Annotated in this window: 6 protein-coding genes and 2 pseudogenes; 7 read left to right on the top strand and 1 reads right to left on the bottom strand. The window is 38.8% G+C overall.

What is annotated here, in order from left to right; translation table 11 throughout:
* Positions 1-185 precede the first annotated feature (185 nt).
* From QZ114_RS09875 to purB, 6 genes and pseudogenes are all read left to right on the top strand, one after another.
* Positions 186-278, top strand: a pseudogene (locus QZ114_RS09875) (phosphoribosylaminoimidazole carboxylase); the annotation flags it as partial.
* A 31-nt stretch (positions 279-309) separates the two neighbouring features.
* Positions 310-801, top strand: a complete 492-nt coding sequence (gene purE / locus QZ114_RS09300) for a 5-(carboxyamino)imidazole ribonucleotide mutase (RefSeq protein ID WP_295502543.1) — start codon at positions 310-312, stop codon at positions 799-801.
* Positions 788-1,879, top strand: a complete 1,092-nt coding sequence (gene purK, locus QZ114_RS09295; RefSeq protein WP_295502525.1) for a 5-(carboxyamino)imidazole ribonucleotide synthase — start codon at positions 788-790, stop codon at positions 1,877-1,879. Before purE ends, purK begins: the two co-directional genes overlap by 14 nt.
* Before the next feature lies 1 nt (position 1,880).
* Positions 1,881-3,059 carry a DUF262 domain-containing protein gene (locus tag QZ114_RS09290; RefSeq protein WP_295502523.1) on the top strand — a complete coding sequence of 393 codons (1,179 nt, stop codon included), beginning with the start codon at positions 1,881-1,883 and terminating at the stop codon, positions 3,057-3,059.
* Positions 3,056-3,907, top strand: coding sequence for a hypothetical protein (locus tag QZ114_RS09285; protein ID WP_295502521.1), 852 nt, complete (start codon positions 3,056-3,058; stop codon positions 3,905-3,907). The genes QZ114_RS09290 and QZ114_RS09285 overlap by 4 nt, the downstream gene beginning before the upstream one ends.
* Before the next feature lie 158 nt (positions 3,908-4,065).
* Positions 4,066-5,361 (top strand): adenylosuccinate lyase, encoded by a 1,296-nt coding sequence (purB, locus tag QZ114_RS09280; protein ID WP_295502519.1) that lies wholly within the window; start codon positions 4,066-4,068, stop codon positions 5,359-5,361.
* Here the strand turns inward: purB and QZ114_RS09275 are convergent.
* Positions 5,313-7,002, bottom strand: a pseudogene (locus tag QZ114_RS09275) (IS1182 family transposase). The gene purB and the pseudogene QZ114_RS09275 overlap by 49 nt on opposite strands.
* A 696-nt stretch (positions 7,003-7,698) precedes the next feature.
* On the opposite strand from QZ114_RS09275, the gene QZ114_RS09270 reads away from it, so the two are divergent.
* On the top strand, positions 7,699-12,926 hold a 5,228-nt coding region (locus QZ114_RS09270), incomplete at its 3' end, for an alpha-L-fucosidase (protein WP_295502517.1).

The raw sequence follows: 12,926 nt of genomic DNA, 5'->3' as shown, positions 1-12,926 counted from the left end.
TTGAGACCTTAGGCTCAAATTTTAGGAATGAAACCGAAGGTTTGCTTACGTCCCCACCACCTAAGACCAGTATCAAAAAAAGAAAAAATTCACAAAATACGTTAATGGGCGCATAACCTTGCGAGCGTTAGCGAGCTAATATAGAACAATCACCGCCGTTGTGAAAGAAGGCTTGGCTTTGTTAGCCAAGGCTTCAGGGAAATTGGAAGACCTTGGGCTTCCAATTTAGGCATGAGACACCTTTGGTGGTTGCTGCCGTAACTCACAACTTAAGGTGATTGAAAAAAGAAAGGAAAGAAAAGGAAAATTATGACTAAACCAGTAATTTCCATCATCATGGGCTCCAAATCCGACTGGGCAACCATGCAAAAAACAGCCGAAGTCCTCGACCGCTTCGGTGTAGCCTATGAAAAGAAAGTTGTTTCTGCCCACCGCACACCTGACCTTATGTTCAAACATGCTGAAGAAGCACGTAGTCGTGGGATTAAGGTCATTATTGCAGGTGCTGGAGGCGCAGCCCATTTGCCAGGAATGGTAGCTGCTAAAACAACCCTTCCTGTCATCGGTGTACCTGTTAAATCGCGTGCTCTTAGTGGCGTGGATTCGCTTTACTCTATCGTTCAGATGCCAGGTGGAGTACCAGTCGCAACCATGGCTATTGGTGAAGCTGGTGCGACAAACGCAGCCCTCTTTGCCCTCCGTCTCCTTTCAGTAGAGGATCAGGCTATCGCGACAGCTTTGGCAGATTTTGCAGAAGAACAAGGAAAAATTGCAGAGGATTCTACCAATGAGCTCATCTAAAACAATCGGAATTATCGGTGGCGGTCAGCTAGGGCAGATGATGGCCATCTCTGCTATCTACATGGGGCACAAGGTTATTGCGCTGGATCCTGCGGCGGATTGCCCTGCCTCTCGCGTGGCAGAAATCATTGTGGCGCCTTATAATGACGTGGATGCTCTGCGTCAGTTGGCAGAGCGATGCGATGTCCTCACCTATGAGTTTGAAAATGTCGATGCTGACGGTTTGGATGCTGTCATCAAGGATGGACAACTCCCTCAAGGGACAGACCTGCTACGCATTTCTCAAAACCGTATCTTTGAAAAGGACTTTCTTTCAAACAAGGCTCAAGTCACTGTGGCACCTTACAAGGTTGTGAATTCTAGCCAAGACTTGGCGGAGATTGACCTGTCCAAAAACTATGTCCTCAAGACTGCGACTGGTGGCTACGATGGGCATGGACAAAAGGTCATTCGCTCAGAAGCAGACTTGGAAGAAGCCTATACGCTAGCGGATTCTGCAGACTGTGTTTTGGAAGAATTTGTTAATTTTGACCTTGAAATCTCTGTCATCGTGTCAGGGAATGGCAAGGATGTGACAGTTTTCCCAGTTCAGGAAAATATCCATCGTAACAATATCTTGTCTAAGACTATCGTGCCTGCTCGCATTTCAACAAGTCTAGCTGACAAGGCTAAAACTATGGCAGTGCGAATCGCAGAACAACTCAACTTGTCTGGGACCCTCTGTGTGGAAATGTTTGCGACTGCTGATGACATTATTGTCAATGAGATTGCCCCACGTCCGCATAACTCTGGACACTACTCTATCGAAGCCTGCGACTTCTCGCAATTCGATACCCATATTCTGGGTGTTCTGGGCGCACCATTACCAGCCATCAAACTACATGCACCAGCAGTCATGCTCAATGTTCTCGGCCAGCATGTCGAAGCTGCTGAAAAATATGTCACAGAAAATCCAAGCGCCCACCTCCACATGTATGGTAAAATAGAAGCGAAGCACAACCGCAAGATGGGACATGTGACTTTGTTTAGTGATGTGCCGGATAGTGTGGGAGAGTTTGGGGAAGGGAAGGAGTTTTAGTATGGAGAGTAAAGTATACTATGGTGAATATACTTTAGAACATTGGATGAATTTAATTTTGAAAAAAAATATCATTCTTCCAGATTATCAGAGATTATTTGTTTGGGATAAGGAGAAAACAGAGAAATTAATTGATAGTATACGAAAAAATGAATTTGTACCACCAGTTACTATTGGTTCTTATGATAAGGGAACAGAACGTGAAAATTTAATTTTGGATGGGCAACAACGTTTGACTAGTATTTTTCTTAGCTTCTTAGGTATTTTTCCGAATAAAGAAAAATATAAAAAGAAAATTGCAAACTTGATTGATGATAATGATTCAGAAATAGATATTGATGAGTTTGATAATATTTTAGAGTGGTCGTTGAAGAAGCTAACGGAGAAAGGTAACAGCAAAGAACAAATACTTTCACAGATAAAAAAAGATAATTATGATAGGATTCCAGAAATTAGTCTAGAATTTTTACGTTCACATTACCTTGGTTTTTGTTATCTTGTCCCACAAGTTACGGGTAGTGAGAGTGTTGATGAGTTTTACTCTGAACAGCAAAGATATTATTCTTCTGTGTTTAGAAACATAAATATCCAAGGTGAAACATTACTTCCTCAGGAAAGTAGAAAATCACTGTATTTTCTTAGAGATGGTCTTGTAGATTTTTTTGAACCAGAATTTAGTAAAACAATTAGGATTAATGATGCGCAAATGGACTTTGTTCGTTATGTTGCTTTAATATCTCACTATGAAGAAAAAGTCAATATAAATAAGGTCGGTTATGGATATGCTCGAAGAATGGAAAAGCTATATGAGGAATTCATTTACTTTGTTGCATATGGTGAAGATAGCGATTTATTTTCTCCATTACCAGAATATGTAACAGCAGAAGACTATTCAAATAAATTAGAAGAAGTCGGAGAATTTATGGGGGTTCTAACTAATCAAATAGTTTTAACTTCAATTATTGATATAGATTTAGTTGCTTTTGGTTTGTTAAAGTATACTATCTTTGAAAGTAAGAAACTGGATATTGAATCTATAGATAATTTAGTTCTAGATTTGAAAGACGAAATTCAATCATTTAAAAGTGACATGAAACATACTAAGAATCCAAATGCTTTGATGCATTTAAGAAATAGAATTCAAAGATCTTATGAGATTTACAGTAGGTATATAAAATGAGTAATCATAAAGCATTTATTTTTACACCAATAACTACCGTTCTGAAAGAAGCAGTTGCTGCAAGCTATGTTATTGGTAATGGTATAGAAACCTATGCTTTATCTGAGTATATTATGAATTCTTTATTTTTAAAGATGACAGGTTTTCAAGAGCAGAAAATGAAATGTATCGCGTGGGAAATGGCGACATATGATTATGAATATCGTCGTATTCTTTTGCAAAATAAAGATAATTTAGGAGAATATTCAAGTTATAAAGCTAAATCAGCAATCTACCAGCGCTTGACTAGTTTAATAATGTCACTTAATAAAAAATTTGATATTAGTGATATTGATAAGCAGAAATTAATTGATGATTCGTTAGAAGGTATAAAAAACATTTTTTCAAACTCTGGTTTGGCAACTTGGACTCAAAAAAAGTTTAATTACTTCGTTGGAAATGTCATAACAAATACAGAGCAGTTTCTTATGAATAATGATAAGTTATTTGAAGATTTACCAAAAGAACCTAAGGAACCAGATGAATCAAAATATGATTTGACAAATGAAAAAGGGGAAAAAGCTTATAAAAAACAGTTAGAGAAGTATGAAAATAATATATCATCTTTTTATATTAACACAGAGTTGAACTTAAAAATTAAATATGAAGAATTATATGATAATAGGAATAAATTAGCGCATAATACCTTATCATACCAAGATAACTTGCCATCACTAAAAGCCCTTCAAAATGAAAGTGATAGTTCACGAAATTTTTTTGTCTGGTTTTTTATACTTGTGCTTATTGATAATATATTTATGGATTTATTTCAAAAATATATGGCTGAATTAGAAGAAAATATCTTTTGAATAGACTATAACTAACTAGAAAGGAAAGGTCACCAGATTTCAGCGTAACTGAACCCGGACGGAAAGCTCGGAATTTAGATAACCCGCCTGGGATGTAAGCATCCTGCGTTGGGTTCCTAAAATTCAGTCGCTTTCTGGTCGTCCTTGGTATCTTAACTATGATCAACCGTTACTCTCGCCCTGAGATGGCGAATATTTGGAGTGAAGAAAATAAATACCGTGCTTGGCTTGAGGTGGAAATCTTGGCTGACGAGGCATGGGCTGAGTTGGGGGAAATCCCTAAGGAAGATGTGGCTTTGATTCGCGAGAAAGCGGACTTTGACATCGACCGTATTTTGGAAATTGAAGAGGAGACGCGCCACGATGTGGTGGCTTTCACGCGTGCGGTTTCTGAGACGCTTGGTGAAGAGCGAAAGTGGGTCCACTATGGTTTGACTTCTACCGACGTGGTGGATACGGCCTACGGTTATCTCTACAAGCAGGCCAACGACATCATTCGTCGTGACCTTGAAAACTTCACCAACATCATCGCTGATAAGGCTAAGGAGCACAAGTTCACCATCATGATGGGTCGTACCCACGGTGTGCACGCTGAGCCTACAACTTTTGGTCTTAAATTGGCGACTTGGTATAGCGAAATGAAGCGCAATATCGAGCGTTTCGAGCATGCGGCTGCTGGTGTGGAAGCTGGTAAGATTTCTGGTGCTGTTGGTAACTTTGCCAACATCCCACCATTCGTAGAGCAATACGTCTGCGACAAATTGGGTATTCGTGCTCAAGAAATCTCTACACAGGTGCTTCCTCGTGACCTTCACGCTGAGTACTTTGCAGTTCTTGCTAGCATCGCAACTTCTATCGAGCGTATGGCAACGGAGATCCGTGGTTTGCAAAAATCAGAACAACGCGAAGTGGAAGAGTTCTTTGCTAAAGGGCAAAAAGGGTCTTCAGCAATGCCTCACAAACGCAACCCGATTGGTTCTGAAAACATGACAGGTCTGGCGCGTGTTATCCGTGGTCACATGATTACAGCCTATGAAAACGTAGCTCTCTGGCACGAACGTGACATTTCACACTCATCAGCTGAGCGTATCATCACACCAGATACAACCATTTTGATTGACTACATGCTTAACCGTTTTGGAAATATCGTCAAGAACTTGACGGTCTTCCCAGAAAACATGATTCGCAACATGCACTCAACATTCGGGCTTATTTTTAGCCAGCGTGCTATGTTGACTTTGATTGAAAAAGGTATGACTCGGGAACAAGCATATGACTTAGTGCAACCAAAAACAGCCTACTCATGGGATAACCAAGTGAACTTTAAACCGCTCCTTGAGGCAGATCCAGAAGTAACATCACGTCTTACACAAGAAGAAATTGACGAAATTTTCAACCCAGTTTATTACACTAAACGAGTGGATGATATCTTTGAGCGTCTTGGATTAGAATAAAAGAAATAAAAAACGATTTTTTCGTATAGTAGGAAAGTAAAAACACTGTGTGGTTTTTGAATAGTTGATGTTCTAGATGATAGATTCTTGGCCAATTTAATGAGATTCATGCTCATAAAGAAGAATCCTATCTCAGTTAAGACAGCTTGCTCGCCTCTAACATGAAATCTGAGCACGCCAAAAATACTCTTCAATCTATCAGGAACGGGTTCAACATCGATTTTCCGTTTGGCATAGATTCGAGAGCCGTCGTCACTATGTAATGTTTGCTTAAGGAGTTCCTTAAAGTAATTCCAAATTGGATTATAATGGATTTGTTTCTGATTTCCACTATCTGTTTTAGTTAACTGTTTTAACTTAGGAGTGTCTTGAACTTTATCAGCTCCATAAATCTTGAAATCACGTTGAAAATCATACTTGTCAGTTCGACTAGAGTAATTCTTAAAGGAATCAACTACACCGTCGGGCTTATAAACGGATCTGTATCCTCAAGATATTCCCAGTTTATTGGATTATATGTGCTCGTCTGGTACTTTTTAATCAACTCCTTCGGATACATGGTATGTATAGGGAATAAGAGGCGTCTTTTCCAATTCATCAATGATAAAACAATAATTTTCTTCGTTGCTATAACCTGTATCTAGATAATATATTTGAATAAGTCTAGGAGGTGAATCGATTGGAAGAAGGGCTTCAGAGTGCGAGTATCTGTTGGATTTAGAAAGGTATCAAAATCAAGGGCATACTGACCATCAGTATCCGTTTGGACATTATATCCAGGTTTAAGTTGCTCATTTTGAATAGGGTTTTCCTTCATCCTCATAAGACTGGGATCATGATCTGTCTTTGAGAAAGAGTTGAAGTCTTCTAAAATTTTTCTAGCTTCTTCATTTCCCTGTTTACGAGGAAGGAAATCATCCTTTAATTGCTTACGGATTTTCTTTATCAGACAGCGTTTTTGTCTATTGGCAGACCTACCCTTTATCACTTTAGGATTTTTTCAATAGTTTGTTCTAATTCAGCTAAGGCAGCCTCCATTTTTTCTAGTAGCTCTTCCAATCCCTGACTGGTCTCCCGTTCTTCTTTAGATAAGGCGAGATTTATTCATTCTTGAATCAGCTAATCATAGAGCTGGGAGATTTCCTCATTCAAGGCCGTTTCATATTTCTCAACAACTCTTTTCCAAGTGAAAGAATAGAGATTCGCATTAGCTTCTAGGTTTGTTCCATCAATGAACAAGGACTCATCCTCAATCATCTCGTTCTCACGCATAAGCAAGGTGAAGTAAATAAAAGCAGTTTTGATTAAGTTGTTAGCATGTTTAATGGAGCGGAAGTTATTAATCGTTTTATAGCTAACATAGGTATCCTGACTCAACCATTTCATTGGAATAACTTTCTCGTTCATTTGAATAATTTTACGTCCAGAGACCACTTGACGAGCATAAGCGAACAGTGTCATCTTCATGAGCATGGATGGATGAAAGGCAAGACGATCAGTGTGAGATGTCTCTTCCAGCAACACTTGGCTAGGGCTATTGTTCACAAAGAGGCTGATCATTTTCGCTTCATGAGTTGTTGGAATATCGTAGGCAAGATTTACTTCCAAACTTAACTGATTTGTGTTATAATCTTTATACATTGTCATGGCTTTCTAATTGTTTTGTTCTTATTTTAATTATAAACCATGACATAAGAAAACGAGTATCTCCAACTACGGGAATGCTCGTTTTTTGGCTCTTTGTCAACTGTTTTTTTGATAGTTAGAAATGGGGGCTCGGCCTTTTTGTAGTGCATTTTGTCTAAATGATTCATGGTTATAAGCTTTCAGTCGTCGATTTTGATTCTTTGGAATTGTTGAATCAAACAAGCCTTTAAAATACCAGAATATACAATATAAGTCTAATATACGTTCAAAAAGAAGTCATCATACCTTTTTTAGTAGGAGGTGGAAACACTTCTGCCTACTCTCCAATTTTTACTAAACTATCTATAAAAGAAAATCTTATGTCCCAAGACTTTTAACTTTTTATTCATATCAAATTTCTTCCATGAAAATATCCATTTTACTTATAAAAAATTGTTTCTACAGCCCTTCTTTTTGATTTTTCCTCTTGCTTTTTTTTGAATTATTTAGTATATTTGTTACGTTAAGAATTTTAGCTCATTTTAATTCATAAAATAGCTAATTTAATTTTTCTTATAAAATGAAAGCGCTTAAAACCAGGAGGCTATAGTCAAACTAGCAAATCTTATTTATTTCTAAATCATATCGTTTCCAAGTAAAACTTGGGCTCAGACAGTAGCTGACTGTCTTTATTCAGACTAGGAGTATATTATGAATCGATACCTTTTTGAAAAAGGACAAACTTTTAGCATCAGAAAATTAACCGTTGGAGTTGCTTCGGTTATAGTTGGACTCGCTTTCTTTGCTTCTGGAACAGCGCTAGCTGAAGAAGCAAGAGTAGATTCTACTGGCAGTCCACAAAATGTAGAAAAATTTCCAGATTCAGGTAGAACAACAGAAGGTGTAAAAACTGAAAACACTGGGCTCGCCAACCCTCAGGAGACAGGGAAAAATGAGGAAGTAACTAAACCAGTTGAAGAAAAATCTGTGACAAACACTCACACTGCTCAACTAGAGAAAGAAAAAGCAACAACGGACAGTCAAACTGCTGATTTACTTCCTGAAGAAATAAACGATCAGGCTTATCCTGACACGCCAGTGAAAAACTTAGATACTACAGCAATCGTAGAGAAAAAGGATAGTCCTAAAGTAAACACAGAAAGCATCCTCAAAAATAAAGAAGATGTTCCAAAAGAACCTGAAAATAGCAATCGTGCCATTGTCAACGGTGGTCTTGATCTGAAACATATTCCTTACGAAGGCCAACCGGCAACTGCTGCTAGTATGATTTACACCATCTACAATGGTGGTTCCCAACGTTATATTGTTTCTGGTTCTGGTATTTTTGTAGCACCAAATGTCATTTTGACGGTCGCTCACAACTTTTTAGAACCTAATCGTGATACTAAAGAAGGTCATATCCGTGGTGGAAATTCTGCCAAGTTTTATTATAACTTGGGTTCAAATGCTCCCGTTCGCAATTCTCAACCTGTAACAGGTAATACGACTTTATTTAAAGAAGAAGATATTCATTTTTGGAATAAGAAAGAATTTGGCAAAGGCTATCAAAATGATTTAGCTGCTGTTGTAGCTCCTGTCCCACTTCAAATAGCTAGTCCAAATAAATCTGCAACCTTCGTACCACTAGCAGATAATAAAGATTACAAACCTGGTGATCCAATTAGTACTATCGGGTATCCAACTGATTCTAGCTCACCAGAGCTTAAAAAACCGATTGTCGTGGGACAACTTTATAAGGCTGACGGTGTTGTGAAAACTGTTGACAACTACGATGATAAAGGATCAAAAGGAATCACCTATCACATGACTTCCGTTTCTGGACTTTCAGGAGGAGGAGTTATCAATGGAGATGGTAAAGTAGTTGGTGTACATCAACATGGTACTATTGAAAACGGAATTCCTGACAAAGATCGCTTTGGTGGAGGAATTGTCCTTTCACCTGAGCAAGTTAAATGGGTAAGAGATATTATCGAAAAATATGCTATCAAGGGCTGGTATCAAGGGGATAATGGCAAGCGATATTACTTTACTCCTGAAGGAGAAATGCTCCGAAATAAAACTGCTGTTATTGGTGATAATCAATATTCTTTCGATGAAAATGGTGTTGCCACACTAGTTAAAGGTATTGATTATGGCCGTGTTGTTATTCAACACCTAGACAAAGCTGGAAACCCTATTAAAGCCGATGATACTTTTGTTGAAAAGACTGATGTCGGAACTGCTTTTGACTATGATTTCAAAAGAGAAATCTCTAAGACAGACTTCTACAAAAAAAATCAAGAGAAATACCAAATTGTCTCAATTGATGGTGTCGCAATCAACAAACAACTTAAAGATGAATGGACTTATAACGTTGTCAGCAAAACAGCTCCAGGAACTCGTGTCATAAAAGTGGTTTATGAAGTGAATAAAGGTTCATTTGCCATTCATTATCGTTTGAACGGCTCAGATCAAGAATTAGCAACTCCAACTATAGATAATAATGATGGGAAAGAATACGATGTTTCTTTTGTAAATACTTTTGAAGCAAAAGAAATTGAAGGATATCGTGCTCTATCTCCACGATTAGAGGCTAGCATTCAGCATAAAGGAGTCAATCAAGTTGTCTTTGAATACGAAAAAATTTCAGAAACTCCAAAACCAGTGCCTCCTACAGCGCCTGTTGCCCATCCAGAAGATAAGGAAACTGAAATCGGCAATTATGGTCCTCTTCCAAGCAAGGCTCAATTAGACTACCACAAGGAAGAATTAGCCGCCTTCATTCACTACGGTATGAATACTTACACCAATTCTGAATGGGGACATGGGAATGAAGATCCTAAAAACTTCAATCCAACTAACTTAGATACTGATCAATGGATTCGAACTCTAAAAGAGACCGGATTTAAACGCACGATTATGGTAGTCAAACACCATGATGGTTTTGTTATTTATCCTTCTCAATATACGAATCATACAGTAGCAGCTAGCCCTTGGAAAGATGGGAAAGGCGACCTTCTTGAAGAAGTCTCTAAATCTGCCACTAAGTACGATATGAACTTGGGTGTTTACCTATCACCATGGGATGTTAATAGTCCTAAATATAAGGTTGCTACTCAAAAAGAATACAACGAATACTATCTCAACCAATTAAAAGAAATCCTTGGTAATCCAAAATACGGTAACAAGGGTAAATTTATTGAGGTATGGATGGATGGTGCCCGTGGTAGCGGTGCCCAAAAAGTAACCTACACCTTTGATGAATGGTTCAAATACATCAAAGAAGCTGAAGGTGATATCGCTATCTTCTCTGCTGAGCCAACAAGTATTCGCTGGATTGGAAACGAACGTGGTATCGCTGGAGACCCTGTATGGCACAAGGTTAAAAAAGCAAATATCACAGAAAATGTTAAGAATGAATACCTCAACCATGGTGACCCTGAAGGTGATATGTACTCTGTAGGAGAAGCTGATGTTTCTATCCGTTCAGGATGGTTCTATCATGATAATCAGCAACCAAAATCCCTTAAAGAGTTGATGGATATCTACTTCAAGTCAGTTGGTCGTGGAACGCCACTCCTCCTCAATATCCCACCAAATAAAGAAGGTAAGTTCGCAGATGTTGACGTTGCGCGGTTGAAAGAATTTAAAGCAGCACTAGATCAAATGTATGCGACTGACTTCGCTAAAGGAGCAACTGTCACAGCAAGCTCTACTCGTCAGAATCACCTTTACAAAGAAAGTCACCTTACAGACGGCAAAGATGATACTAGCTGGGCCCTTTCAAATGACGCTACAAGCGGTAGCTTCACAGTTGATTTAGGACAAAAGAGACGCTTTGACGTTGTTGAACTTAAGGAAGATATCGCTAAAGGCCAACGGATTTCTGGATTTAAGATTGAAGTTGAAATCAACGGACGCTGGGTTCCATATGGAGAAGGGGCTACAGTAGGTTACCGTCGTTTAATCCAAGGCCAACCTGTGGAAGCACAAAAAATACGCGTTACGATTACTGGTGCGCAAGCTACACCAATACTAAACAACTTCTCAGTCTACAAGACACCATCTAGCATCGAAAAAACAGATGGTTATCCTCTTGGACTTGAATACCATTCAAATATAACTGCTGATAAGGAAGGCACAGCTTGGTACAATGAATCTGAAGGTATCCGCGGAACTTCTATGTGGACCAATAAGAAAGATGCAAAAGTAAGCTATCATTTCACTGGAACCAAAGCCTATGTGGTCTCAACAGTGGATCCTAATCACGGTGAAATGTCTGTATTTGTGGATGGACAAAAAGTTGCAGACGTACAAACTAAGAACAGTAGCCGTAAACGTAGCCAAAAAGTGTATGAAACAGATGACTTAACCCCTGGAGAACACACCATTACCTTAGTGAATAAGACTGGTACACCAATTGCTACAGAAGGAATTTACACCCTTAATAACGACAGTAAAGGTATGTTTGAACTTGAGGCAACTTCTTACGATGTCGAAAAAGGAAAACCAGCCACTGTCACAATCAAGCGTGTTGGAGGTAGCAAAGGTTCTGCTACTGTACGTTTCATTACAGAACCTGGAACAGGTGTTCACGGTAAAGTTTACCAAGACACAACTCAAGATGTTACCTTCGCTGAAGGGGAGACAGAGAAAACTGTCACCATACCGACTATCGACTTCACAGAACAAGCTGACTCAATCTTTGACTTCAAAGCTAAACTTACTTCTGCGACCGACGGTGCATTACTTGGTTTTGCTACTGAGTCTACTATCCGAGTCATGAAAGCTGACTTATTGAAGAATGCACAAACAAGCTATGATGACCAAGCTAGCCAATTGGATTATAGTCCTGGTTGGAGACGCGAAACAAACTCTTCTGGAAAATACCAAAACACTGAATCATGGGTATCATTTGGTCACTTGACAGATGAACAGAAGAAAAAGACATCTGTGACAGCATATTTCTATGGTACAGGTTTAGAAATTAAAGGTTTTGTTGATCCAGGTCATGGTATATATAAAGTATTCCTTGATGGTAAAGAAATTACTTACCAAGATGGAATGGGCAATGCAAGTACAGTTGACGGCAAGAAATACTTTAGTGGACATTCTACTAAGCGCCAAGGTGACCAAACTCTAGTAAACCTGAAAGGACTAGAGGAAAACTTGCACGCAGTGACACTTCAATTGGACCCAGATAAGAATGATTTGACCAAGAATATCGGTATGCAGGTCGACCAATTCATTACTCATGGAGAAGGTAGCGAACTCTATAGCAAAGCAGAAATTCTTCAATCTCTCACTAAATGGAAAGAAGACTTGTCTAACTTTGATCCAACTGGATTGAAAGATACTACAGTTGCTCGCCAAGCATTTACGACTAATCTTAATAAACTCACTCAGCAATTAAGCTCCGATGCTGTAAATGTTCAGGACGTAATGGCAACAGTCAATGTCTTACAAGATATTCTTAGTAAAGATGAAAACTATCAAAAAGCTGGAGAAGAACCATCTCCAGAGAAACCAGTTGAGCCTAAACAACCTGAGCAACCTCAAATCGATTACGAAAAAGCTATGGCTAGCTTGACGGAAGCAATTGAGAAAAAAGTGCCTGAACTCGCTTCTAACAATGAAGCTAAGAAGAAATTGGTTCAAATCACTGACCAAGCTATCACTGCTATTCAAGGAGCTAAGTCTCAAGAGGAAGTAAACAAAGCACTCCAAACTGCTCTTGAGCTAATCAATCAATTACAAGGTGGCCAACCAGAGAAACCGATTGAGCCTAAACAACCTGAACAGCCTCAAATTGATTATGAAAAAGCTATGGCTAGCTTGACTGAAGCAATTGAGAAAAAAGTACCTGAACTCGCTTCTAACAATGAAGCTAAGAAGAAATTGGTTCAAATCACTGACCAAGCTATCACTGCTATTCAAGG

The sequence above is a fragment of the uncultured Streptococcus sp. genome (genome assembly GCF_901875575.1).
In the GTDB taxonomy this organism is placed as follows: domain Bacteria; phylum Bacillota; class Bacilli; order Lactobacillales; family Streptococcaceae; genus Streptococcus.
Note: the sequence above shows the minus strand (reverse complement) of the source record. Positions and strands in the feature narration are given on the sequence as shown.

Coding starts and splice junctions, on each gene's coding strand:
- purK (WP_295502525.1), top strand. CDS start 788: ATGAGCTCATCTAAAACAATCGGAATTATCGGTGGCGGTCAGCTAGGG.
- purE (WP_295502543.1), top strand. CDS start 310: ATGACTAAACCAGTAATTTCCATCATCATGGGCTCCAAATCCGACTGG.
- QZ114_RS09290 (WP_295502523.1), top strand. CDS start 1,881: ATGGAGAGTAAAGTATACTATGGTGAATATACTTTAGAACATTGGATG.
- purB (WP_295502519.1), top strand. CDS start 4,066: ATGATCAACCGTTACTCTCGCCCTGAGATGGCGAATATTTGGAGTGAA.
- QZ114_RS09285 (WP_295502521.1), top strand. CDS start 3,056: ATGAGTAATCATAAAGCATTTATTTTTACACCAATAACTACCGTTCTG.